This window comes from Streptomyces sp. NPDC018019 (genome assembly GCF_044327805.1).
In the GTDB taxonomy this organism is placed as follows: domain Bacteria; phylum Actinomycetota; class Actinomycetes; order Streptomycetales; family Streptomycetaceae; genus Streptomyces.
Window position 1 is genome coordinate 16,019 of sequence record NZ_JBIRGD010000019.1, and the last position, 24,624, is coordinate 40,642.

Sequence of the window (24,624 nt, forward strand, 5' to 3'; positions counted from 1 at the left end):
ACATGAACAACCCCCAGCAGCTGCGCTACAGCAAGGAGCACGAGTGGCTGTCGGCCGCCGAGGAGGGCGTTTCGACGATCGGCATCACCGAGCACGCCGCCAATGCGCTCGGTGACGTCGTCTTCGTGCAGCTCCCCGCGGTCGGTGACACGGTCACGGCGGGCGAGACCTGCGGTGAGCTGGAGTCGACCAAGTCCGTCAGCGATCTCTACTCCCCCGTCACCGGGGAGGTCGCGGAGATCAACGAGGATGTCGTCAACGACCCCTCGCTGGTGAACACCGCCCCCTTCGAGGGCGGCTGGCTGTTCAAGGTGAAGGTGAGCGACGAGCCGGACGACCTGCTCACGGCCGACGAGTACACCGCCTTCACCGGCTGACCCGCCCACCCGCCGCCCGGCGGGGCCGTGCGCCCCGCGAACCCCAGGAAGAGTCATGTCCCTTCTGAACAGCTCCCTCCACGAGCTCGACCCCGACGTCGCCGCCGCCGTCGACGCCGAGCTCCACCGCCAGCAGTCCACCCTCGAAATGATCGCGTCGGAGAACTTCGCCCCGGCCGCCGTCATGGAGGCCCAGGGCTCGGTCCTCACCAACAAGTACGCCGAGGGCTACCCGGGCCGCCGCTACTACGGCGGCTGCGAGCACGTCGACGTGGTCGAGCGGATCGCCATCGACCGCATCAAGGCGCTCTTCGGCGCCGAGGCGGCCAACGTGCAGCCGCACTCCGGTGCGCAGGCCAACGCCGCCGCGATGTTCGCGCTGCTCAAGCCGGGCGACACGATCATGGGGCTGAACCTCGCGCACGGCGGGCACCTGACCCACGGCATGAAGATCAACTTCTCCGGCAAGCTCTACAACGTGGTGCCCTACCACGTGGACGACGAGACCGGCCAGGTCGACATGGGCGAGGTCGAGCGCCTGGCCAAGGAGACCCGTCCGCAGCTGATCGTGGCCGGCTGGTCGGCGTACCCGCGGCAGCTGGACTTCGCGGCGTTCCGCCGGATCGCCGACGAGGTCGGCGCGTACCTGATGGTCGACATGGCGCACTTCGCCGGTCTGGTCGCGGCCGGGCTGCACCCCAACCCGGTGCCGCACGCCCACGTCGTGACCACCACCACGCACAAGACCCTCGGCGGTCCGCGCGGCGGTGTGATCCTGTCCACCCAGGAGCTCGCCAAGAAGATCAACTCGGCGGTCTTCCCCGGTCAGCAGGGCGGCCCGCTGGAGCACGTCATCGCGGCGAAGGCGGTCTCCTTCAAGGTCGCGGCGAGCGAGGAGTTCAAGGAGCGCCAGCAGCGCACGCTGGAGGGCGCCCGCATCCTCGCCGAGCGCCTGACGCAGTCCGACGTGACCGAGGCGGGCGTCTCCGTGCTGTCCGGCGGCACCGACGTGCACCTGGTCCTGGTGGACCTGCGCAACAGCGAGCTGGACGGCCAGCAGGCCGAGGACCGCCTCCACGAGGTCGGCATCACGGTCAACCGCAACGCCGTCCCGAACGACCCGCGGCCCCCGATGGTCACCTCCGGCCTGCGGATCGGCACCCCGGCGCTGGCCACCCGCGGCTTCCGGGCGGAGGACTTCCGTGAGGTCGCCGACATCATCGCCGAGGCGCTGAAGCCGTCGTACGACGCCGACGCGCTCAAGGCCCGGGTGACCACCCTGGCCGGCAAGCACCCGCTGTACCCGTCGCTGTGACCCGCGCCACGCGGCCTTCGGCAGCGCGCCGGTACGGCGCGTCCGCCGCGGCCGTGTGACGCGTTTCATGAAGTGCGCCCCGTGAGGTGCCGCCGAGGCGGCGCCCGCGGGCGAACAGGCCGTACGTCCGGGGTCGTTGACTCCGGACGTACGGCTTTTCCGTCCGCCTTACGGTGATTTCCCGCGACATACGCTGACTACGGCCCCTCCATGGCGCGGGGCCCTTCGCACCACACCAGGGACGGAACACGCACGGCATGGACATGAGCGCGGGCAACCGCAAGGGGATCGGCCTCTTCGCCCTCATCATGATCGGCATCGGTTCGATCTTCGGCTCCGGCTGGCTCTTCGGGGCCGGCGCGGCCGCCCAGGTGGCGGGGCCCGCGGCGCTGGTGGCCTGGGTCATCGGCGCCGTCTTCATCGGCATGATCGCGATGTGCTACGCGGAGGTCGGCTCCGCGTACCCGATCCCCGGCGGCATGGCCCGCTACGGCCACCTCTCGCACGGGCCGGTGCTCGGCTTCCTGACCGGCTGGGCGGTGTGGATCGCGACCGCCTCGCTGATCCCCATCGAGTCCATCGCCGCCACCCAGTACATGGCGTCCTGGAGCTACGACTGGGCCCGTGACCTGGTCGACCCGGCGAACGGGCACCTGACCGCGACGGGCCTGGGCGTGGCGCTGGTGCTGACCTTCGCCCTGTGGCTGACCTGCTACTGGTCGGTCCAGCTGCTGGCCCGCGCGAACACCGTGCTGACCCTGGTGAAGTTCGCCATCCCGGTGCTCGCCGTGGCCGCGCTGGTCGCCTCCGGGTTCCACACCTCGAACTTCACCGCGCACGGCGGCTTCACCCCGTACGGCTGGCCGGCCGTGCTGACCGCGGTGACCACCTGCGGCGTGGTCTTCGCCTTCAACGGCTTCCAGGCCGTGATCAACCTCGGCGGGGCCGCGAAGAACCCCGGCCGGGCGATTCCGGTCGCGCTGGTCGGCGCGCTCTCGCTGGGCCTGGTGATCTACCTCGCCCTCCAGGCCGCGTTCCTCGGCGCGGTACCGCCGGAGCAGCTCGCGCAGAGCGGCGGCTGGCACGGCGTGAACTTCAGCTCGCCCTTCGCCGACCTGGCCAAGGTATTGATGCTGCACTGGGTCGTCACGCTGCTCCAGTTCGGCGCCTTCATCTCGCCGGCCGGCTCCAACATCGCCAACGTCGCGTCCGCCGCGTACATGGTCCAGAACCTCGCCGAAACCCGCTTCTTCCCCCGGAAGCTGGCCACCGTGCACCCCCGGTACGGGACCGCCCGCCCCGCGATGTGGCTCAACCTCGCCTTCTCGGTCCTGCTGCTGGTCACCGTCGGCCACAGCTGGCACGCGCTGGCCAGTGTGATCTCGGCCGCCATGGTCATCTCGTACCTCATCGGCCCGATCGCGGTGGGCGTCTTCCGGCGGACCAGGCCGAACCTGCCGCGCCCGTTCCGGCTGCCCGCCGCGGGCGTCCTCGCCCCGCTGACCTTCGCCTTCGCGGCCTGCGCGCTGTACTGGTCGAAGTGGCCGGACACCGGCAAGGTCGCGCTGCTGACGCTGGTGGCCGCACCGGTGGCGGCGGTGGTGCTGCGGCGCCGCGGCCGGCGGGACCTGCGCCGGCAGTTCGCGCCCGCCTGGTGGCTGGTCGGCTTCCTGGCCTGGATGTCCGTCCTGTCCGCACTGGGCAGCCCGGACTTCGGCGGCCACGGCGTGCTCCCCGGCGGCGTGGACATCGCGCTGGTGGCGCTCTCCGCCGTCGCCTTCTACTTCTGGGCCGTACGGGCCGGGGTGCACGCCCACCGGGTGGGGCTGCTGGAACCGGATGCGGTGCTGGACGGGGAGCCGGTGGCGGAGGTTCCGGCGCAGGGCGGTGCCCCGGTGGCCGGTGGTGCTGCGGTGCGGGACGGGGGCCCGGTGACCGGCGACGCTCCGGTGCCGGAAGGGGGTCCGGTGCCGGACCGCGGTGCGGTGCCGGACCGCGACGCGGTGCTGGACGGCGGGAGCGCCCCCGCTGCGTCGTCTGCCGTTGCACCGGAGGACAACCGTCCGACCGCCTCCGTCTGAGAGTCTGTCCGCCGTCCGGGTTAGGCTCGACAGTCGGCGCAGAAACGTACCTTCCGTTTCGTCCGCCCCTTTGCTCCACCGTCCACCACGAGCAGACAAGGGAGTCCGCCACCGTGGCCATCTCCGTCTTCGACCTCTTCTCCATCGGCATCGGCCCGTCCAGCTCCCACACGGTCGGCCCGATGCGCGCCGCCCGTATGTTCGTCGGGCGCCTCAAGAAGGACGGGCTGCTCGCGCAGACGACGGCGGTACGGGCCGAGCTCTTCGGCTCGCTCGGCGCCACCGGCCACGGCCACGGCACCCCCAAGGCCGTCCTGCTCGGCCTGGAGGGCCACTCCCCCCGTACCGTCGACGTGGAGACGGCCGACGACGAGGTCGAGCGGATCCGCAGGAGCGGCCGGCTGCGGCTGCTCGGGGCGGAGATAGGCAGCGACCACGAGATCGACTTCGACGAGTCGACCGAGCTGATCCTGCACCGCCGCCGCTCCCTGCCGTACCACGCCAACGGCATGACCCTGTTCGCGTACGACGCGGCCGGCGCGCCCCTCCTGGAGAAGACCTACTACTCCGTCGGCGGCGGCTTCGTCGTCGACGAGGACGCGGTCGGCGAGGACCGCATCAAGCTGGACGACACGGTGCTGAAGTACCCCTTCCGTACCGGCGACGAGCTGCTGCGCCTCTCCCGCGAGACCGGTCTGTCCATCTCCGCGCTCATGCTGGAGAACGAGAAGGCGTGGCGCACGGAGGACGAGATCCGCGCCGGGCTGCTGGAGATCTGGCAGGTCATGCAGTCGTGCGTGTCCCGGGGCCTGTCCCGGGAAGGCATCCTGCCCGGCGGCCTCAAGGTCCGCCGCCGCGCCGCCAACGGCGCCCGCGCCCTGCGCGCCGAGGGCCACCCCGAGACCCACTCGATGGAGTGGACCACCCTCTACGCGATGGCCGTCAACGAGGAGAACGCGGCCGGCGGCCGGGTCGTCACCGCCCCCACCAACGGCGCGGCCGGCATCATCCCCGCCGTCCTGCACTACTACATGAACTTCGTGCCCGGCGCGGACGAGGACGGCGTGGTCCGCTTCCTGCTCGCCGCGTCCGCCATCGGCATGCTCTTCAAGGAGAACGCCTCCATCTCCGGCGCCGAGGTCGGCTGCCAGGGCGAGGTCGGCTCGGCCTGCTCCATGGCGGCCGGCGGCCTGGCGGAGGTCCTCGGCGGCTCCCCCGAGCAGGTCGAGAACGCCGCCGAGATCGGCATGGAACACAACCTCGGCCTGACCTGCGACCCGGTCGGCGGCCTCGTCCAGATCCCGTGCATCGAACGCAACGGCATGGCGGCGGTGAAGGCCGTCACCGCCGCCCGCATGTCGCTGCGCGGCGACGGCCGCCACCACGTCTCCCTCGACAAGGTCATCAAGACCATGAAGGAGACGGGCGCCGACATGAGCGTCAAGTACAAGGAGACGGCCCGGGGCGGGCTGGCGGTCAACATCATCGAGTGCTGAGGACTCTTCGGATCCGGTTTTCCGGGGACCGGCCCTACCTGGGCCGACGCCCGGCCCAGCCGTCGCCGTACGGGCGTACGCGTCGCGCGCCGTCGGCACGATGGGGGCGGCCTAGGCGCAGACCTTCTGCACCTCCCGCAGGAAGGTGGGCCAGTCCGGTATCCGGTGGCCGTGTCCGGCGCTTTCCAGGCTGATCCGCAGGGTCGTCCGCAGCGGCCACGGCGAGCGCATGATCGCCTCGTTGCGGCGGGCGAGCCGGGTCAGCTCCGCCGAGGTGGGCATCCGGTCGCTCTTCTCGCCGTTGCACTTCCGGTGGGCGACGGCCAGGTTCCACAGCGTGTCCAGATCGGGGCCGCGCCAGCCGCCGACGCTCTCGAAACGCTTCATGAGCGCGTGCGGGAAGACGTGGTCGACGGCGATCGGATCGGCCGGTCCGATCGGCTCGGTGCAGATGTGGCAGCGTCCGTGCTGAAAGCCGGCCACGGCCTCGGCCACGCCGGTGACCGAGCGGCGCCGGTGGCGGTCCGTGAGGTGCAGGGTGTCCGGGTCGACGCGGACGCCCTCGTCGATCAGGCTGCGCCCTATGCCGGTCGCGAAGCTGTTCTCCACGATGCTCCAGCGGGCGTCCAGCTCCGCGCGGAGCCCTTCCAACTCGTACGAGCGCGCCACCTGACCGAGGGCCGAGCTGAGCCGCACCGTGCGGCGGCGTCCGCGGCCGACGACCTCGTAGAAGCTGTGCGGCACCTCGCCGCCGCCGTGGTTGTGGAACTTGCGCATGACCATCCCCGGCATCGACCGTTCCGCGGCGTCCAGCAGCCGGTCGGTGGGGCGGCCGAGCCGGCGGGATTCCGCGCTCTCCTGCGCCGCTATGGACAGGAAGTCCGTCGTGCCGCGCTCCTCCTCGCTCCCCGGCGCCTGCGGCGCCCGGCGTTCGAGGAGGGTCATCGCGTACGGGGCGGCGAGGTCGCGCAGGGGGATTTCCGTATGGCCCCGGGCGGCGTGGTGGAGCAGGGCCTTGCCGAGGGCGAACTTGTACGTGCGGACGTTGTGGCCCATCAGGATCGCCAGTCGCCAGGACGCGCGGGCGGAGGGGGCGGTGGCGTAGAAGTCGTCGTGTGTCACGGCCGGTCCTTCTCGAAGGAGAGGGTGCTCCAGTGGATGTCGTCGCGGCCGAGGTGGTCGGCGCCGTGGCTGTGCCGGAGCGGGCGCAGGCCGTGGCGTACGGCGAGGGCGACCGTTTCGTGGGCGGGGATGTCGTACATCGTCCGGTCCGGTGGCGGCGGGCCGTGGCGCAGGGTGAGGAAGAGGCGGCCGCCCGGGGCCAGGAGGGCGTGCAGGCGTCGCATGGCCGGTGGGCGGGCCGGTTCTTCGAGGTGCATCCAGACGGCGGAGAGCAGGATCGCGTCGAGGCGACCGGTTTCGCCGTCGAGGCGGGGCAGGGCCGGGAGGGCGTCCGCCAGCCAGTGGATCGCGGGGGACGGGTGGCGCCGCTGGGCGTCGGCGCGTAGTTCGGGGACGGGTTCGACGGCCAGGACGGTGTGGCCCCGGGCGGCCAGGGCGGCGGCGTCGCGGCCGGTGCCCGCGCCGATGTCGGCGATACGGGCCGGGGCCGGGGGCAGCAGGGTGAGGATGTCCTGGTGCACGGTCTCGAAACGGAGGCTTTCGTACCGGTCGGCGAGCGCAGTCGCGTTCCGCGCGTAGTACGGCTGGACGCCCGGGCCGGTTCCGTCGCCCGGTCCTCCGTTCGGTTCGGTCATGGAAGCACCTTACGACCCGCCACTGACAGCCCCGTTCACTTGCCTACTCCCAGGCGTACGGCGGCAGTTCGCGGGCCCGCAGGTAGACCTCCGTGGCGGCGGCCGCCGGGGCGAAGGGGTGCACGCGGGCGCCTTCGAGGCCGGCCAGGAGCCGGGCGCAGTGGTGGACGCAGCCCGCGACCTCGCGGCCGTGCCGGTAGACGATCGTCACCGCGTCGTGCGGGCCTTCACAGGGGGTCGGGTCCGGGGCCGGTGCCGCGGGGCAGCGGGCCGGTGTGCAGCCGTGCCGAGTCTTCATGGAGGGCCTCCCCCTGGCGGGTGGTGCGGACGGTGGCCGCACCGATTACCGGCGTTCATGGGGGTGTTGCTCGCGTTCTCGCCGGTCCACGCCCGACTTGGGGAAGGGCTGGGGAAGTCCTGGGTTGTTCACCAGTCAATGTGCGATGGAGGGGGCGCCCGGGGCAGTCGTGGCGGGACCGCGGCCAGGTCCGGGTCCGGGCCGGGAGAGCGCGCGGGCCGCGGCGGGGCGTGCGCGGCGGCTGAAACGTTCGAGTGGGGGGACTGGCCGGTTCTCGGTGGGTCTCTGGCCGGTATGTGCCGTTTCCTTGGCCGGACCGGGTAACCCCTCCCCCGTATCCGGCGTTCCTACACCTACGTATCGCTACCGTTATGACAGCCGGTCGCCTCCGGCCGAAGAACGTCAGCAGCGGCCACAAGCGCGCCAACAACGCTTTGATCAGCGGGAATTCGCTTCACACCTCTGGCGCGGGATGCCGTGAACATGTTGAACTGCTGATAACACCAGGTGACGCATCGTAATCGATCGTTTTCGGTCGGGCAGGAGGCCGCTCATGCTGCACGGCGTCGACGTCAGCTCGCACAACCCCTCGTACTCGGCGACCGGTCTGGACTTCGTCATCATCAAGGCGACGGAGGGCCGCTCGTACATCAATCCGCACCAGAACGCGCAGGCGGCGAAGGCCCGCAAGGCGGGCTGCGTGGTGGGCTTCTACCACTTCCTGTGGCCGGGCAACATCGCGGCGCAGGCCAAGTACTTCGTCGAGAAGTGCGCGTCCGTGGAAGGGGACCTGCTGGCGGCGGACTGGGAGCGCACCGGCGGCGGCACGTACGCGAGCAACGCGCAGAAGGACCAGTTCCTGAAGGAGGTCAAGCGCCTGCGGCCCACACACCGGGTGATCCTCTACTGCAACCGCGACTTCTGGCTCAACCGCGACACGACGTCCTACGCCGCCGACGGCCTGTGGATCGCCGACTACGTCTCGGCCGGGCACCCGCGCATCAAGGCGGACTGGCTCTTCCATCAGTACACGGACCGGCCGCTGGACAAGGACGTCGCGGACTTCCCCGACCGGGCCGCCCTGAAGGCGTGGGCGGCTCCGTCATAGAGTCTTGTCCTGTCCGCACCAGTACCGCGCGCACCGCGCCCCTCGCCCGAAGGAGCAGCCGTGACCGACCCGGCGTCCATGTCCCAGCAGCAGGAGATCGCCCGGGACCTCCAGGTGTCCGCGTCGTTCGACGTCCAGGCGGAGATCGAACGCCGGGTGGCGTTCCTCACGGAGCGGTTGACGTCCACGGGCCTGCGCGCGCTGGTCCTGGGGATCAGCGGCGGCGTGGACTCCACCACCGCCGGCCGGCTGTGCCAGCTGGCGGTGGAGCGGGCCCGCGCCGCCGGGCACGACGCGACGTTCTACGCGATGCGGCTGCCGTACGGGACCCAGGCCGACGAGCACGACGCACAGCTCGCGCTGGAGTTCATCAAGGCGGACCGGCTGCTGACCGTGGACATCCGCCCGGCCAGCGACGCCGCGCTGGAGGCGGCGCTGGCCGGCGGGATCACCTTCCGCGACGAGCGCCACCAGGACTTCGTCCAGGGCAACGTCAAGGCACGGCAGCGGATGATCGCGCAGTACGCGGTCGCGGGCGCGCAGGACGGCCTGGTCGTCGGCACCGACCACGCCGCCGAGGCGGTCTCCGGCTTCTTCACCAAGTACGGCGACGGCGCGGCCGACGTGGTGCCGCTCACCGGTCTGACCAAGCGCCGGGTCCGGGCCGTCGCCGAGGCGCTGGGCGCCCCGTCCGAGCTGGTCTGGAAGGTGCCGACGGCCGACCTGGAGACGCTGGACCCGGGCAAGCCGGACGAGGACGCCCTCGGCGTCACGTACGACCAGATCGACGACTTCCTGGAGGGCAAGCCGGTCGGCGAGGAGGCGTACGACGTGATCGTCCGCCGCTACCACGCCACGGCGCACAAGCGCGAGCTGCCGATCGCGCCCTGAGCGGCGCCGGCCGCCGGAACCCGGCCGGCTCATGGGACGGTGCGGTCCGCTCCCGAGCGGACCGCACCGTCTTTCGCGTCCGGCGCCCCGTGTGACGTCTGTCATGCTCCGGCTAGGGGATCGTCACCGGACGTGTGCACGATCGTGGCCCACGGCGGGCATGCAGGGGACATGCGAAGCCGTGAAATGCGATCGGAAGATCAACTGTCAGTGGGTGCCCCTACGCTCCGAAGCATGGGTTACGCAGACCTGCGCGAACTCCAGACCGCGCTGACGACCGCATCCGACATCGCCTCCTCCCTCCAGGCGGCGCCCACCCGGCGGGACGCCGACCAGCTCGTCGACGTCCTGCGGCAGGCGCTGACCGCCGCCAGCTCGCTCAGCACGCCGACCGGCCCGACGGGCTGCGCCATACATCCCCACGGCGCGGTCGACCCGCTGTACGGGGACCCGGAGGACCCGCTGCCTCCGGGCTACGGCAAGTGCCTGCTGTGCAACGACCGCCGTCGCCGCGCGGACGCCAAGCCCCACCGCCCCTACCACTGGGACCGCCAGGAACACACCCTGCGGCACAGCGCGTAGCGCGGGGCACATCTGACGGGGGCGGTGCCGGGCACCGCCCCCGCTCGTCCTAATCCAGGAAGCCGAGGTCGTAGAAGAACTCGTAGCGGCTCGGGTTGTCCGGCAGGAACCAGTGGAAGCCCTCTTCGAGGAAGATCGCGACGACGTTGACGGCGACGACCACCGCGGCGAAGGCCAGGGCGAACCGGCCGACGACCCGGTACGGGCCGGAGGCCGGCACCTGCCGGTCGGCCGCGGTGCTGTGCGCGAAGGCCATGACGACGCCGATGGCGACGACGGACGCCTGGAAGAGCAGCCACGCCCAGACGTAGAGGTGCAGGCCGAACAGCTCGCTGCCGTAGCCGCGGTCGCCGGGCAGGATGTGCAGCATGGTCTGCCGCCAGGCCGCGAAGGACCCGGCGATGCAGCCGATCAGGGCCAGGCCCCAGCCCATGAGGCAGTCGCGGCGCGCGACCGTGCCGTTCAGCCCCTGTCGCACGATGGAGGCGGGCCCCAGAAAGGCCAGCATCATGAACATCCGCTGGATCACACAGAGCGGGCAGGGATATTCCCACCGTACGAACTGGTAGAAGAGACCGCCGCAGACGATGCCGGTCCAGCCGATGACGAAAAGGCAGGCGAACCAGTACTGGCCGCGGGCCACGAACGCGGGCGGCCCCGGTTCCAGGTCGGTGAAAGACGGTGCGCTCATGAATGTTCCCCGGTCAGTATTGGAGGGACAGCGCGAGGGAGCTGGTGATGTGGTGGGCCAGCAGCGCGAGCGTCGCGGCCAGTATCAGCCACCACCATCCGAGCACCACCGCTCGGCTCTTGTTGCCCACGACGGCCAGAAGCGCGACCAGCAGACCGGCGAAGACGAGGGTGTCCATGACCGGCGAAAATAGCGTCCGGAACGCGTCCGGGCGGTCCGACATTCCGCGCTGTGCGCAGGATGCCGGACCGCCCGTGCGCCGGATGGCCCCGTCCGCTCCGCCGGTCACCGGCCCTTCCGGGCCGTACGGCGTCAGTCCTCCGGCTTCTTCTCCGGGCGCAGCGCGACACGGCCCAGCACCGCCGCGACCACGAGCGCGACCAGCGCGATGAGGACGAAATCCGGTACGGAATTACCGATCCGGGTGACCCATTCCTCGACCCGCACCTCCGCGTCCGCGTCCAGAATTCCGGGCAGCGCGCTGGTCCCGTTGAAGGTGAGGAACAGGACGCCGATTCCGATGAAGAAGAGACCGGAGAGCAGGGACGTGGTGTGCAGCCGCAGTTTCCCGACACGGAATTCCCGGCCGCGCAGCCAGCCCCGGCTGCCCAGCGAGAAGCGGTCCCAGAGCAGCGCGAGCAGGAACAGCGGAAGGGCCATGCCGAGCGCGTACACGGCGAGCATGGAGGCGCCGTACACCGGCGAGCCGCTGACCGCCGTGACCGTCAGCACCGCGCCCAGGATCGGCCCGGCACAGAAGCCCGCCAGGCCGTAGACGCAGCCCAGCAGGAATGTGGACACCGCCGAGCGCGGCGTGATCCGGGCCGCCGCCTGCTGGGCGCGCTTGAAGGCGAAGCCGAGGCCGAGGATCTGGGCGACGCCCATCGCGATCACGACCCAGCCGCCGATGGCGACGAGCAGGTCCCGGTGGCCGTTGAACAGCCGGCTGGCGGCCGTGCTGGCCGCGCCGAGCGGGACCAGCGTGGTGGCCAGGCCCAGGTAGAACACCCCGGTACGGGCCAGCAGCCGGCCCGGGTGGGACAGGGAGTACGCGAAGAAGGCGGGCAGCAGCAGCGCGCTGCACGGGCTGAGCAGGGCGAGGGCGCCGCCCAGGAAGGCGGCGAGGTAGCCGATGTCCGTCACTTCGCCGGCTCCCCGGAGGTCCCGGCCGCGCCGGAGCCGCCCTTGGCGGAGTCCTGCGGCTTCCCGGACTTCTTCGCCTGCTCGGCCGCCTGGCCGATCACCTGCTCGAAGACCGCGGTGGGCTGGGCGCCCGCGATCGGGCGGCCGTTGACGAGGAAGGACGGCGTGGACTGCACGCCGATCCCGTAGCCCTCGTTCTGGTCCTTCTTCAGGGCGGCAGCGGCAGCCGGGCCGTTGAGGTCGGCACGGAACTTGTCGAGGTCGGCCACGCCGCTCCTGCGGGCCATCTCGACGAGCTTGTCCTCGGCCAGCGCGCTGCCCTTGTTGGTCTTGGCGTACAGCTCGTCGTGCAGCTGCCAGAACTTGCCCTGCTGCCCGGCGGCCCAGGAGGCGCGGGCGGCGCGCTCGGAGTCGGCGCCGTAGATGGTGAAGTTGCGGAACTCGATGCGCAGGGTGCCCTCGTCCACGAACTTCTTGATCAGCTCGGGCTGGGTCTCGCGGGTGAAGCGACCGCAGAACGAGCACTGGTAGTCGGCGTACTCGACGAGGACCACCGGGGCGTCCTTCCGGCCGACGGCGAGCGGGTCGCCGTCGGTGCGCCGGCTGGTCTGCTGGGCGAGCTGGTCGTACAGCTTCTGCTGGCCGTCGTCCTCCTGAGGAGCGGCGGAGGAGGCGGCGCCCGGGGTGCCGGTGGCGCGGTCCGAGCCGCCTTCGACGGCCTTGCCGACGGCGATGCCGATGGCGACGAGCGCCACCACCAGGGCGACCACGGCGCCGATGGCGGCGATCTTGCGAGTGGGCGAGGCGGATGACGATGACGTGGAAGTGGGCATACGGAGGCTCCAGACGTACTGGGGTGGATGGGGTGTCGGCCGGTGCGTGCGGGCAGCGGCCTACATCCGCAGTACGGGCAGGAGCGCGGTGTGATCGGTGGCGGGCGCCGTCCCGGTGGGCGGACGGGCGAGCGCGAAGCAGTCGGGCGCGTGGGCGGCGGGCGGCGCCGGCCCGGTGGCGGCGGGCGCCAGCGGCTCGCCGCGGTTCGGGGTGGGCACCGGGGCCGACTCGTTCTGGCTCGGGGCGTGCTGCCCGGAGCACTTCTTCGGCGCCTGGGCGACGGCGTGGTGGGCCGCCGGGCCGGTCGTGAAAGCGTCGGTCACGGAATCGCCGGTCGCGAGGTCGCCGGTGGCAGGCGCGGTACGAGCGGTCGCGCCCCGGTCGGCGGTGCCGTCCGCGCTCCGCTCGGCGGTCTGCGCCGCCGCGGCCCATGCCGCCGGTACGGCCTGGACGCCGCCCACCCGGCACAGCAGCGGCCCGAAGGTGACGGCGAGCAGGAGAAGCAGGGTCGCGACGGCCGAGCGGCGTACGCGTTCCATGCCCTGGTCTCCTTTCGCTTCCCGTTCCGGGCGCCCCGATGGCCACCGCCCGGCGCCCCGGCGGCATCCTCGGCGTGAGCCGCCCATCCTACGGACCGCGGGCCCGCCCGTCCGCGACCGACCATCCGGCCCGCCCCGCCGAACCGGTTGCACAGTCCACGATCATGGCCGCATAACCATCGAAGGAATCGATTACCTAACCGCTATTTGCAAGGCTGGTGTCGTAGCTCACCTTGGATCACCCGGCAAAAGACCCGCGTTCGCTCTGCTCTGTCCGCAATTGCCCCTTTGGCAAGGTCACGACCGGCCTGCCATAGTCGGTGCCACGACCCCCCATTGACCCGGGCCAGGTCGTCCAGACCCCGCGGGTACACCCCTTTCGCCCGGCGGCGGTCGACACTGGGGCCTTTCCCGCGTACGGCGCGGGCAGGCCCCAGTCGCGTTTCCGGCGCCTGCCCGTCGGCCGGAACGGACCGGCGCGGCGGCTCAGCGGTCGATGACCCGCATCTCGAACCAGGTCGTCTTGCCGCGCGGGAGCAGATCCACGCCCCAGCGGTCGGAGAGCTTGTCCACGAGGAAGAGGCCGCGGCCACTGATGTCCATCTCGTGGACGGGCATCAGGCAGGGCAGACCGCGGGAGGGATCGCGCACCTCTATACGGATCCAGCCACGGCGGCGCAGTATCCGCAGCCCGAAGGTGCGCGCGCCGGTGTGCCGGACCGCGTTGCCGACCAGTTCGGACACCAACAGCACGGCGTGCTCGGTCAGTTGGGGCGACAGGGACCACCGTCCGAGGAGCACGGACTGGGTCAGCCGGCGGGCGGCGAGGGCCGATTCGGGACGGGAGGGCAGCGGCACCTCGCCCAGCGTGGGGTCACCCACCAACTCCAGCACTCTGGCGGCGGGGTCGCCTTCGCCGGACGGGCCGCCCGGTGCGCCCGCGCCCGGGAGACCTCCGGGAAGTCCCCAGCGTGCGGCGGCCGTGCCGCTCCGCGGCCGCGGCTGCTCCATTCCTTCGAGGCCCGCCATGCCCCCATCATGGCCGTTACCGCCGCGTCCCGGGGGTGGATCCGGTGGAATACCCTGCCCGGAATCACCACTTCCGGACCGTCGCTGCGGCATATGCCGTCGGCAGTGACGGCCCGGCCGGAACCCGGCTGACCTGCGGCGTCTTCATGTGTCTACCAGATCAACGGATGCGGCGGACGGGACCCCTCCGGGGCGGTGCGGCGGTTTCCGCAATTCGCCCACACGAGGCACCGGCAATCGGCCAAACCTCAAGGGCCCCGTCAACCACAGGGTTCTCAGCGGAACTTGGCCTTGCCCGGGCCCTCCTCGACGAAGCTGCGCATACCGGTCTCCCGGTCCTCGGTGGCGAAGAGGCCCGCAAACCACGTGCGTTCGATCGTCAGGCCGGTGTCGATGTCCGTCTCCAGGCCCGCGTCGACGGCCTCCTTGGCGGCCCGCAGCGCGATGGCGGGGCCGGCCGCGAGCCGGGCCGCCCAGGCGTGCGCCTGCTCGTAGACCTCGGCGGCGGGCACCACCCGGTCCACCAGCCCGATGGCCAGCGCCTCGTCGGCGCGGACCTGGCGGCCGGTGAAGATCAGGTCCTTCGCCTTGGACGGGCCGACCAGCCGGGCCAGCCGCTGGGTGCCGCCCGCGCCCGGGATCAGGCCGAGCAGGATCTCCGGCTGGCCCAGCTTGGCGTTGTCGGCGGCGATCCGGAAGTCGGCGCAGAGCGCGAGCTCGCAGCCGCCGCCGAGCGCGTACCCGGTGACGGCGGCGACCACCGGCTTGGGGATGCGCGCCACGGCGGTGAAGGAGTCCTGCAGGGCCTTGGAGCGCTGGACCATGGCCGGGTGGTCCATGTTCTGCATCTCTTTGATGTCCGCGCCGGCCGCGAACACCTTCTCGCCGCCCCAGACGACGACGGCGCGCACGTCGTCGCGCCGGGTGGCCTCCTCGGCCAGCTCGCGCAGCCGGTCCTGGGTGGCGACGTCCAGTGCGTTCATCGGCGGGCGGTCCAGGCGGATGGTGCCGACGCCCTCGGCGACCTCGAAGTTCACAGTCATGGGGGCAGGTTAGTCCGCGTTAACGCGGGGCGGACCGGCGCCCTTCGGCCAGGGCCCCGGCCGCCCGTCGCACGGGCCGTGCCTACCGGCCGGAGCGCCACTTCTCCCAGGACATGTTCCACACGTTCAGGCCGTTGTCCGGGGCGATCGTCGTGTCGTGCGAGTTCTTGACCGTGACCACGTCGCCGATGAGCGAGTTGGCGTAGAACCAGGCGGCCGGGGTCGAGCTGTCGTCGCCGCCGCGCTGGTCGAAGAGGCCTATGCAGCCGTGGCTGGCGTTGCGGGAGCCGAACGTCGACCGGCCGGACCAGTAGTTGCCGTGGATGAACGTGCCGGAGGTGGACAACCGCATCGCGTGCGGCACGTCCGCGATGTCGTACTCGCCGCCGAAGCCGACGGTCTCCCCGTTCATCCGGGTGACCTCGTGCTTCTCGCTGATCACCATCTGGCCGTTGTACGTCTCGGTGCCCGGCCCGCCCGCGGTGATCGGGATCGTCTTGATCTTCTTGCCGTCGCGGACCACGGACATCTCCTTGGCCTGCACGTCGACCGTGCTGACCTGGCTGCGGCCGATGGTGAAGGATATGCGCTTGGACTGGGTGCCGTAGACGCCGGGACGGCCCTCGACGCCCTTGAGATCCATGCTGAGCGTGACCTTCGTGCCCGGCTTCCAGTACTTCTCCGGGCGGAAGTCCAGGCGGTCGTTGCCGAACCAGTGGCTCGCGATCGGTACGGCGGGCTCGGCCGTGACCTTGATGCCCTGCTCGATCCGCTCGGGGTCGGTGATGCCGCGGCTGAAGTTGATGGAGACCGGCATGCCGACACCGACGGTCTGGCCGTCCTCCGGGGTGTAACGGCCGACGAAGGTGTTCTCCGGCACCAGGGTGGTGAACGTCGCGTGCCGGGCCGACTCGCGGAGCTGGTCGTCGACCGCGACGGCGTCGACCTTGTACGTCGTGGCGGCGCGCAGCTTGCCGGTGGGCCGCCAGACCGAACCGCCGGTCAGCTTGCCCGCGACCGCGTTGCCCTTGTCGTCCACGACCTTGACCGACGTCAGCCGGCCCCGCGCGGCGCTGACCTTCAGGGCCCCGTCGGTGGCCACGTCCTTCGCGCCGTCCTGGGGCGTGATCGTCACACTGGCCTGTGAGGGCTGCTTCTCCGGGTCGGTCCCGCCGCGCTTGCCCTCGTCACCGCCTCCGCAGGCGGTGACCAGTATCAGCAGCGCCGCCAGCAGCAGCGCGAGCGCTCCGCCGCTCCTCCCCGGCCCTGCCCGCCGCACCCCCGGCACCGGCTGCCCCTGCTGCACGTTCACGACTGGCCCCTTTTTTCCCTCGCCCGGCCCGCACTCCCCCGTACGCGCATATCTACCCACGCACGCTCAGCCGATAGGTAACCACACCGCACTGACAGTGGCTTCACCCGGCGATGTCACCGTTCGGCCTCAAGTGGTAGGGGTGGGGCGGGATCGCACGAAAGGGAGTCCGGTTCGCCCCGAACTCGGCCGGATCGCTCCCCGCTTCCCGGCGTCCCTAGCGCAGCGCGGAGCCCGCGCGCCACACCTGCCACGGCATGTTCCAGCCACCGAGCCCGTTGTCGGGCGCGACCGCCCGGTCCCGGGAGTTCACGACCTCCACGACGTCCCCGACCAGCGACCGTTCGTAGAACCAGCCGGCCGGGGTGTCCGGCCCGCCGCCCTGGGTGTCGCGCAGCCCGATGCAGCCGTGGCTGGTGTTGGCGCCGCCGAACGTCCGCGGCGGGGCCCAGTAGTTGCCGTGCAGGAACGTTCCCGAGGTGGTCAGGCGCAGGGCGTGCGGCACGTCCGGGATGTCGTACTCGCCGCCGAAGCCCACCGTGTCCCCGTCCATGCGCGTCACCGGGTGCCGTTCCAGGATCACCATCTTCCCGTTGTACGTGGGGCTGCCGGGGCCGCCGGCGGTCACCGGGAGCGTGGCCAGCCGCCGCCCGCCGCGCCAGACCGTCATCGTGTGCGCCGCCGCGTCAACCCGGCTGGTCTGATCCCGGCCGATCCTGAACCGGACCGTCTTGCGCTGCGCGCCGAGTACGCCGGGCGCCGCCCGCACGCCGCGCAGCCGCAGATCCATCGTCACCTGCGTACCGGGCCGCCAGCGGGTGCGCGGCCGGAAGTCCAGCCGACGGGCGCCGAACCAGTGCGCGGCGACCTCGGTGGCGGGCCGGGCGGTGACCGAGACGGCGCGTTCGACGGCCGCGCGGTCGGCGACCGGCCGGTTGAACTCCAGCGAGACGATCATGCCGGTGCCGACCGTGGCGCCGTTTTCGGGCCGGAAGAAGCCGACGAGGCGGTGCGGCGGCACGTACGTGGTGAAGGTGGTGTGCCGGGCGGACCGGCGGCCGTGGCCGTCCAGTGCCACCGCGTCCACCGTGTACCGGGACGCCGGTACCAGACGGGTGTGCCCGGCGGGCCGCCAGCTCAGGCCGTCCGGGGCGATCCGGCCCGGCACCGGCGTGCTGCCGTCGTCCTCGACGCGGCTGACCGCGACGCGTTCCAGGCGCCCGTCCGGCACCCGTACCAGGACGCGGTCCGTGGCCCGGACGTCCTTGGCGCCGTTGCCCGGCGTCACCAGGATCGCCTCCTCGGGCGACCGCGGCTTGCCGCCGGTCACCGCGTCGGGGAGGCCGCAGCCGGCGAGCGCCACGGCCGCCGTGAGGACGGCGACGGTGACGGCCGCCCTGGAGGAGGGGCCCCGGCCCCGGCGGGGCGGCCGAGCCGGAAGGCTCCCCGCCGGGGCCCGCGGCACGGGCGGCGCCGTCACGAAGGCCCGCCCGAAAGACCGCCGTACGAGGGTTCGCCGCTCCATGTCCCCATATGTCACACCGCGATAGGTCACGGACAGATCAACGAGGCCCCCGGCACGGAGGAAACGTGAGGCGGCGGCCCGTTGCGGGAAGAACACAGGGGAGGACGGAGCGGCGCGCGGCCGGGACGCCGTGCGGGCCCCGTCCGACCGAGTCCCGAGCCGCGGGAGGCTGCCCTGTGTCGAGCGCACCCGAGCAGGAGTCGGTACCGCACGTGCGGGGCGGCGACGACGGGCGGAGCGGGCAGCACGGTGACGGCCCCGGCCGTACGGCGGCCCCGGGCACGGAGCGGGAGGCCGCCCCGGACGCCGGGCACGGCACCGGCCCCGGCGCCGCGTACGGCACGCGATCCGGCAGCGGCGCCGCGCCCGTCAACGGCCACCGGCTCCGCGTGCCACCCGCCCGGATGACCGGTCCGGCCGCCGCGCCGGACGCGGACATCCGCGCCGCGCCGCCGCCCGTACCGGTCCGGCCCGGCAGCCCGCAGCCGCTCGGGGCCCGCTGCCGCACGGGCCCCGACGGCGTGGCGGGCACCAACTTCGCCCTGTGGGCGGGCGGCGCGGAGTCCGTCGAGGTGTGCCTCTTCGACGACGCGGGCCGTGAGACGCGGCACGCGCTCACCGAGCTGACGCACGAGATCTGGCACGGCTTCCTGCCCGGCGTCCGGCCGGGCACGCGCTACGGCTACCGGGTGCACGGCCGCTGGGACCCGTGGACCGGCGCCCGCTGGAACCCGGCCAAACTGCTGCTGGACCCGTACGCACGCGCCGTGGACGGCGAGTTCACACTGCCCGCCCAGGTGTACGGGCACGTCCGCGACTGGCCGCAGCAGCATGTCGCGGACACCGTGCGCGACGACCGCGACTCCGCCCCGTACGTCCCCAAGGGCGTCGTCGTCGGCGACGAGGACCCGGAGGACGGCGGCGACGAGTGGATGGACGACCGGCGGCCCAAGACGTCCTGGTCCGACACCGTCCTGTACGAGATGCACGTCCGCGGCTTCACCATGCTCCACCCGGACATCCCCGAGGAACTGCGCGGCACGTACGCGGGTCTGGCGCACCCGGCCGCGATATCCCACCTCACCCGCCTCGGCGTGACCGCCGTCGAGCTGCTGCCGGTGCACCAGTTCGCCCACGAGGACCACCTGCTGCGCCGCGGGCTGCGCAACTACTGGGGCTACAACTCCATCGGCTACTTCGCACCGCACGCCGGGTACGCCGCCACCGGCACCCGCGGCCAGCAGGTCGGCGAGTTCAAACGGATGGTGCGGGCCCTGCACGACGCCGGTATCGAGGTCGTCCTCGACGTGGTCTACAACCACACCGCCGAGGCGAGCGAGCTGGGCCCCACCCTCTCGTTCCGCGGCATCGACAACCGCGGCTACTACCGGCCCGCAGACGGCGGACGGCGCTACGCCGACTACTCGGGCTGCGGCAACACCCTGCACGTCGTGCAGCCCAACGTGCTGCGCCTGATCACCGATTCGCTGCGCTACTGGGTCACCGAGATGGGCGTGGACGGTTTCCGCTTCGATCTCGCGGCGGCCCTGGCCCGCTCCATGCATGACGTGGACATGCTCTCGCCGTTCCTCGCGGTGATCGCCCAGGACCCGGTGCTGCGCCGCGTCAAGCTGATCGCCGAGCCCTGGGACGTGGGCTCCGGCGGCTACCAGGTCGGCGCCTTCCCGCCGCTGTGGACGGAGTGGAACGACCGCTACCGCGACACCGTGCGCGACTTCTGGCGCGGCGCCCACCCCGACGTACGCGACCTCGGCTACCGGCTCTCCGGATCGAGCGACCTGTACGCGTGGGGCGGCCGGCGCCCGTACGCCTCGGTCAACTTCATCACCTCGCACGACGGTTTCACCCTCCGCGACCTGGTCTCGTACGGGCACAAGCACAACGCGGCCAACGGCGAGGGCAACCGCGACGGCACCGACGGCAACCGCTCGTGGAACTGCGGCGCGGAGGGCGAGACCGACGACGCCGGCGTCCGGGCGCTGCGCCGCCGCCAGCTGCGCAACATGATCACGACGCTGCTGCTGTCCACCGGGGTGCCGATGCTCGTCGCGGGCGACGAGATGGGACGTACGCAGGGCGGCAACAACAACGCCTACTGCCAGGACAACGCGACCAGCTGGGTGGACTGGTCGCTGCTGGCGGACCCGGGCTGGCGGTCCCTGGCCACGCTCGCGTCCCGGCTGATCACGCTGCGCCGCGACCACCCCGTACTGCGCCGCCGCGCGTTCTTCTCCGGCCGCCCGCAGCGCCCCGACGGCCTGCGCGACCTGGCCTGGTTCACCCCGCGCGGCACGGAGATGACCGAGGCGGACTGGTACGCGCCCACCCCGTCGCTCGGCATGTACCTCTCCGGCACCGACATCCCGCAGCGCGACCCCGTGGGCCGCCCGGTCGTCGACGACAGCTTCCTCGTCGTGCTGCACACCGGGCACCGCCCGGCCGCCTTCACCCTCCCCGGCCCGCCCTGGGCCGACGCGTACGAACTGGTCGTCGACACCTCGCGCGAGGACCAGGACGAGCCGCCCGGCACCGCCCTGCCCGCCGGGACGCGGCTCACCGTCCCCGAGCGGTCGGTGCTGCTGCTGCGCGCGATGGCCGACTGAGCACCGGCGTCCGGCCCCCGGGCGCGCCACGGACCCGGGCTTCTGCCGTCTCCCCCGCCCCAACTGCCGCGTACGGCGCGCGAAAACCCGGTGAGCGATGTCAGTGGTGAGCCGTACTCTCGGTGCTGATGGCCGATACAGCGAAGGTGACGAGTCAGCAGCCCGGCGAGCCCGCCCGTGCCCCCGCCACCGGACGGCGTCCGGCGGCCCGGCGCTCCGCCGTGCGCTCCCTGCTGCGGTTGTGGCCGTTCGTCCGGCCGGTGGGGGCGCGGCTCGGCCTTGCGGCGTTCGTGGCGATCCTCGCGTCCTGCATCGGGCTGGTCATCCCGCTCGTCCTCAAATGGCTGGTGGACGGGCCGATCGCGGCGCGCGACCCGGCCGGCGCCTGGCTGGGCGGCGGTTACCTGCTCCTGCTCGGGATAGCGGAGGCGGGCCTGTTCGGGCTGCGGCGCTGGCTGGTGGCACGGCCGCTGGCCCGTGTCGAGGCCACGATGCGCGAGTCCCTGTACCGGCACGTGCAGCGGCTGCCGGTCGCCTTCCACGACCGCTGGGCCTCCGGCCAGCTGCTCTCCCGGGGCACCACGGACCTGCAACTGCTGCGCCTGTTCCTGGCGTTCCCGCTGACGTTCCTGCTCGTCAACGCCACCACGATCCTGGTGGGCTGCGCGATTCTGCTGGTCCAGCGCTGGTCGCTGGGGCTGGTGCTGCTGGCCCCGATCGTGCCGCTGATCGTGCTGTGCTCGGTCTTCGAGGCGAAGTACGCGCTGGCGGCGCGGCGGGCCCAGGACCAGGTCGGTGATCTGACCACGGTCGTGGAGGAGTCGGTCCTCGGCATCCGGATCATCAAGGGCTTCGGCCGGCACCGCAGCCAGGCCCGCGCCTTCCGGGCGCTGACGGCCCGGCTGCGCACGACCGAGCTGCGCAAGGCCCGGCTGCTGGCCACCCTGTGGGCGTTCATCATGGCTCTGCCGGAGCTGGCCCTCGGGGCGGCGCTGGTGCTCGGCACGGTCCAGGTGGCCGACGGCGAGCTGTCGGCCGGCACCCTCGTCGCGTTCCTGTCCACGGCGCTGGCCCTGATGTGGCCGGTGGAGTCGATCGGCTTCCTGCTGGCGATGAGCAACGACGCGGCGGCGGCCACCGACCGGTATTTCGAGGTCCTGGACGCGCCGGTGGCGGACCGGGACGACGTACGCACGGCGCCCGGCGGCGGACCGGGCGGCGCCGCTCCCGAGAAGGCGGGCCTCGCCTTCCACGACGTCACCTTCCGCTATCCGGACGCGCCCGCCGGGGCCCCGCCCACCCTCCAGGGCATCGACCTGCACATCCGCCCCGGCGAGACGCTGGCCCTGGTCGGCGCGACCGGCAGCGGCAAGACCACGCTCACCGCGCTCGTCCCCCGGCTGTACGACGTCACCGGCGGACGCATCACCCTGGACGGCACGGACATCACGACGCTGACCCGCGACGAGCTGCGGGCCCGGGTGGCGATGGCCTTCGAGGAGCCGACCCTGTTCTCCGCGACGGTGGCGGAGAACGTCCTGATGGGCGCGGCGGACGCCGGCCCGGACGATCTCGTGCGCGCGCTGCGCGTCGCCCAGGCCGACGGGTTCGTGGACGCGCTGCCCGACGGCCGCGACACCGAGGTCGGCGAGCAGGGGCTGAGCCTGTCCGGCGGGCAGCGGCAGCGGCTCGCGCTGGCCCGCGCGGTGGTCGGCCGGCCGCGCTTCCTGATCCTGGACGATCCGCTGTCGGCGCTGGACGTGCACACCGAAGCGCTGGTCGAGGCGGCGTTGCGGCAGGTGCTGGCGACCACCACGGCCCTGGTCGTCGCCCACCGCCCGTCCACGGTCCTGCTCGCCGACCGGGTGGCGCTGCTGTCCGGCGGGCGGATCGCGGCCGTCGGCACCCACCACGAACTGCTGCGGGAGAACGCCGAGTACGCGGCGCTGATGTCCGGCGCCGCGGACGACGGCAGCACCGCCCGACGCGAAGGGAAGAGCGTGCGATGACGACGAGCACCGATGCCGGTACGGCCACGGGCGGCGCGCCGGACGACGGCGCCGCGCCGTTGCCGCCCGCCCCTCCCCCGGCCGCCACCGCCTCCTCCGACCCCTTCGAACAGGACGTCCTGCCCACCGCCAAGGGCGCGTCCCGCTCCCTCCTGGGTTCGCTGCTGCGCCCGCACACCCGCAGCGTCTGGGCGGCGAGCGTCCTCCTCCTGCTCCAGCAGGCCGCCGTCCAGGCCGGGCCGCTGCTGGTCGCCTTCGCCATCGACCACGCGGTGCCCGCCCTGCGCGCGGGCCGGCACGGTCCGCTGATCGCCGTGGCGATGGCCTACCTGCTGTGCGCGTCGGCCTCCGGCGGACTCCAGTACGTCTTCATCCGGCTCTCCGCGCGCATCAGCCAGGACGTCCTGCTCGACCTGCGGGGCCGGATCTTCCGGCACGGCCAGGCGCTGAGCCTGGACTTCCACGAGCGGTACACGTCGGGCCGGCTGATCTCCCGGGCCACCACCGACGTGGAGGCGCTGCGCGAGCTGCTGACCGAGGGCCTCCAGGAGCTGATCTCCATCATCCTGGCCACGGTCTACATCACGGCGACGCTGCTCTATCTCGACTGGGGCCTGGGCGCCGCCGCCATCGCCACCGCCGGGCCGCTGTACCTGCTCGTCCGCACCTTCCGGCGCCGGTCCCAGCGCGTCTACAGCGTCAAGTCGTCGGCGATGGCCGCCGTCATCGTGAAGTTCACGGAGACGGTCAACGGCATCCGGCCGGTGCAGGCGTTCCGGCGCGAGCGTCCCAACGACGCCGCGTTCGCCCGCCTGAACGGGCGGCACGAGCGCATCAACGGCGACGCCACCCTGGAGATGGCCCGGTACGTGGTCTCCTCGCGCCTGGTGGCCAACGTCGCGGTGGCCGCGCTGGTCCTGTGGGGCGCGTACCGGGTGGCTTCCGGCAGCCTGGCGCTGGGCGTCCTGGCGGCCGCGGTGCTGTACCTGCGCCGCCTGTACGACCCGATCGACCGCCTGGGCATGTTCCTCAACTCCTATCAGTCCGCCGCCGCTTCGCTGGAGAAGATCGCCGGGCTGCTCGCCCAGCGTCCCGGCGTCCCGGAGCCCGCCGATCCGCAGCCGCTGCCGGACCGGCCCGGCTCCCGGCCGGGCCGCGAGGTCACCTTCGACGGGGTCCGCTTCGCCTACCGCACCGGCGGCGAGGTGCTGCCGCGCTTCGACCTGACCCTGGCCGCGGGCCGGACGGTCGCCGTCGTCGGCTCCACGGGCGCGGGCAAGTCCACCCTGGCCAAGCTGCTGGCCCGGTTCTACGACCCTTCCCCAGGCCCTCGCCCCCCTGCGAACGGGGAAGCCTCCGACGCCGGCCGGATACTCCTGGACGGCGTGGACCTGCGCGACCTGTCCACCGCCGACCTGCGCCGCGCGGTGGTGATGGTCACCCAGGAGGCGTTCCTCTTCTCCGGCACGGTCGCCGAGAACATCGCCATCGGCCGCCCGGACGCCACCCGCGAGCAGGTCGAACAGGCCGCGCGGGCCATCGGCGCCCATGACTTCATCGCCGCCCTGCCGGACGGGTACGACACCGACGTGCGCAAGCGCGGCGGCCGGATATCCGCCGGCCAGCGCCAGCTCGTCGCGTTCGCCCGGGCCCTGCTCGCCGACCCGGCCGTACTGATCCTCGACGAGGCGACCAGCTCCCTCGACATCCCCGGCGAGCGCGCGGTCCAGCGCGCCATGGAAACGGTCCTGCGCGGCCGTACGGCGGTCGTCATCGCCCACCGCCTGTCCACGGTCGAAACGGCCGACCGGGTCCTGGTCATGTCCGGGGGCCGGATCGTCGAGGACGGCACCCCCGCCGAACTGATCGCCGACCGCGGCCGTTTCGCGGAGCTGCACGAGGCGTGGCGGGAGAGCGTGGTGTGAGGCGGGCCGGTGGCCGCTACCCGTCGCTCAGTCGCAGTGCGCCGA

22 protein-coding genes are annotated in these 24,624 nt (G+C 72.4%); 10 read left to right on the forward strand and 12 right to left on the reverse strand.

The features are described from left to right. Nucleotides 1-2: 2 nt before the first annotated feature. From gcvH to ACH4FX_RS28035, 4 genes are all read left to right on the forward strand, one after another. Entirely contained in the window at nucleotides 3-377 is a 375-nt protein-coding gene (gene gcvH, locus ACH4FX_RS28020) for a glycine cleavage system protein GcvH (protein WP_398483500.1), read from the forward strand. Nucleotides 378-432: 55 nt separating this feature from the next. Beyond that, nucleotides 433-1,692 carry a serine hydroxymethyltransferase gene (gene glyA / locus ACH4FX_RS28025; protein ID WP_398483502.1) on the forward strand — a complete coding sequence of 420 codons (1,260 nt, stop codon included), beginning with the start codon at nucleotides 433-435 and terminating at the stop codon, nucleotides 1,690-1,692. A 257-nt stretch (nucleotides 1,693-1,949) separates the two neighbouring features. Then, nucleotides 1,950-3,773, forward strand: coding sequence for an APC family permease (locus tag ACH4FX_RS28030; protein ID WP_398483504.1), 1,824 nt, complete (start codon nucleotides 1,950-1,952; stop codon nucleotides 3,771-3,773). Between the two features lie 113 nt (nucleotides 3,774-3,886). Next, entirely contained in the window at nucleotides 3,887-5,269 is a 1,383-nt protein-coding gene (locus tag ACH4FX_RS28035) for an L-serine ammonia-lyase (RefSeq protein ID WP_398483506.1), read from the forward strand. A gap of 111 nt (nucleotides 5,270-5,380) precedes the next feature. On the opposite strand, the gene ACH4FX_RS28040 is transcribed toward ACH4FX_RS28035, so the two are convergent. The 3 genes from ACH4FX_RS28040 to ACH4FX_RS28050 are packed head-to-tail and all read right to left on the reverse strand — an operon-like array spanning nucleotide 5,381 to nucleotide 7,324. Further along, entirely contained in the window at nucleotides 5,381-6,391 is a 1,011-nt protein-coding gene (locus ACH4FX_RS28040) for an HNH endonuclease (RefSeq protein WP_398483508.1), read from the reverse strand. Next, a complete protein-coding gene (locus tag ACH4FX_RS28045) occupies nucleotides 6,388-7,026 on the reverse strand; it encodes a class I SAM-dependent methyltransferase (protein WP_398483510.1) in 639 nt (212 codons plus the stop codon). The genes ACH4FX_RS28040 and ACH4FX_RS28045 overlap by 4 nt, the downstream gene beginning before the upstream one ends. A 43-nt stretch (nucleotides 7,027-7,069) precedes the next feature. Further along, the gene (locus ACH4FX_RS28050) at nucleotides 7,070-7,324 is read right to left on the reverse strand and encodes a hypothetical protein (RefSeq protein WP_398483512.1); all 255 of its coding nucleotides are present in this window, start codon (nucleotides 7,322-7,324) and stop codon (nucleotides 7,070-7,072) included. A gap of 553 nt (nucleotides 7,325-7,877) precedes the next feature. Between ACH4FX_RS28050 and ACH4FX_RS28055 the strand changes: the two genes are divergently transcribed. From ACH4FX_RS28055 to ACH4FX_RS28065, 3 genes are all read left to right on the forward strand, one after another. Next, nucleotides 7,878-8,432 carry a GH25 family lysozyme gene (locus ACH4FX_RS28055; RefSeq protein WP_398483514.1) on the forward strand — a complete coding sequence of 185 codons (555 nt, stop codon included), beginning with the start codon at nucleotides 7,878-7,880 and terminating at the stop codon, nucleotides 8,430-8,432. Nucleotides 8,433-8,492: 60 nt separating this feature from the next. Next, nucleotides 8,493-9,323, forward strand: a complete 831-nt coding sequence (gene nadE, locus ACH4FX_RS28060; protein WP_398483516.1) for an ammonia-dependent NAD(+) synthetase — start codon at nucleotides 8,493-8,495, stop codon at nucleotides 9,321-9,323. A 234-nt stretch (nucleotides 9,324-9,557) separates the two neighbouring features. After that, entirely contained in the window at nucleotides 9,558-9,905 is a 348-nt protein-coding gene (locus ACH4FX_RS28065) for a hypothetical protein (RefSeq protein ID WP_398483517.1), read from the forward strand. A gap of 49 nt (nucleotides 9,906-9,954) precedes the next feature. Here the strand turns inward: ACH4FX_RS28065 and ACH4FX_RS28070 are convergent, their stop codons facing one another. The 9 genes from ACH4FX_RS28070 to ACH4FX_RS28110 form a co-directional block, all read right to left on the reverse strand. Continuing rightward, entirely contained in the window at nucleotides 9,955-10,596 is a 642-nt protein-coding gene (locus tag ACH4FX_RS28070) for a disulfide bond formation protein B (RefSeq protein ID WP_398483519.1), read from the reverse strand. 13 nt (nucleotides 10,597-10,609) lie between these two features. Next, nucleotides 10,610-10,774, reverse strand: a complete 165-nt coding sequence (locus tag ACH4FX_RS28075) for a DUF5993 family protein (protein ID WP_398483521.1) — start codon at nucleotides 10,772-10,774, stop codon at nucleotides 10,610-10,612. Between the two features lie 134 nt (nucleotides 10,775-10,908). After that, complete coding sequence (locus ACH4FX_RS28080; RefSeq protein ID WP_398483523.1) at nucleotides 10,909-11,739, reverse strand: cytochrome c biogenesis CcdA family protein; 831 nt, start codon at nucleotides 11,737-11,739, stop codon at nucleotides 10,909-10,911. After that, nucleotides 11,736-12,572, reverse strand: a complete 837-nt coding sequence (locus ACH4FX_RS28085) for a DsbA family protein (protein ID WP_398483525.1) — start codon at nucleotides 12,570-12,572, stop codon at nucleotides 11,736-11,738. Before ACH4FX_RS28085 ends, ACH4FX_RS28080 begins: the two co-directional genes overlap by 4 nt. A gap of 60 nt (nucleotides 12,573-12,632) precedes the next feature. Continuing rightward, a complete protein-coding gene (locus ACH4FX_RS28090; protein WP_398483527.1) occupies nucleotides 12,633-13,112 on the reverse strand; it encodes a hypothetical protein in 480 nt (159 codons plus the stop codon). Between the two features lie 486 nt (nucleotides 13,113-13,598). After that, a complete protein-coding gene (locus ACH4FX_RS28095) occupies nucleotides 13,599-14,141 on the reverse strand; it encodes an ATP-binding protein (protein ID WP_398483528.1) in 543 nt (180 codons plus the stop codon). A 275-nt stretch (nucleotides 14,142-14,416) separates the two neighbouring features. Beyond that, a complete protein-coding gene (locus ACH4FX_RS28100) occupies nucleotides 14,417-15,184 on the reverse strand; it encodes an enoyl-CoA hydratase/isomerase family protein (protein ID WP_398483530.1) in 768 nt (255 codons plus the stop codon). Nucleotides 15,185-15,266: 82 nt separating this feature from the next. After that, on the reverse strand, nucleotides 15,267-16,496 hold the full coding sequence (locus ACH4FX_RS28105; protein WP_398483532.1) for an Ig-like domain-containing protein: 1,230 nt from the start codon (nucleotides 16,494-16,496) through the stop codon (nucleotides 15,267-15,269). 217 nt (nucleotides 16,497-16,713) lie between these two features. After that, entirely contained in the window at nucleotides 16,714-18,021 is a 1,308-nt protein-coding gene (locus ACH4FX_RS28110; RefSeq protein WP_398483534.1) for an Ig-like domain-containing protein, read from the reverse strand. A 404-nt stretch (nucleotides 18,022-18,425) separates the two neighbouring features. On the opposite strand from ACH4FX_RS28110, the gene glgX reads away from it, so the two are divergent. The 3 genes from glgX to ACH4FX_RS28125 all read left to right on the forward strand — a co-directional run bounded on the left by glgX (nucleotide 18,426) and on the right by ACH4FX_RS28125 (nucleotide 24,579). Beyond that, nucleotides 18,426-20,645, forward strand: a complete 2,220-nt coding sequence (gene glgX, locus ACH4FX_RS28115) for a glycogen debranching protein GlgX (protein WP_398483743.1) — start codon at nucleotides 18,426-18,428, stop codon at nucleotides 20,643-20,645. A 128-nt stretch (nucleotides 20,646-20,773) separates the two neighbouring features. Beyond that, nucleotides 20,774-22,654, forward strand: coding sequence for an ABC transporter ATP-binding protein (locus ACH4FX_RS28120; protein WP_398483535.1), 1,881 nt, complete (start codon nucleotides 20,774-20,776; stop codon nucleotides 22,652-22,654). Continuing rightward, nucleotides 22,651-24,579 carry an ABC transporter ATP-binding protein gene (locus tag ACH4FX_RS28125; RefSeq protein WP_398483537.1) on the forward strand — a complete coding sequence of 643 codons (1,929 nt, stop codon included), beginning with the start codon at nucleotides 22,651-22,653 and terminating at the stop codon, nucleotides 24,577-24,579. The genes ACH4FX_RS28120 and ACH4FX_RS28125 overlap by 4 nt, the downstream gene beginning before the upstream one ends. Nucleotides 24,580-24,624 lie beyond the last annotated feature (45 nt).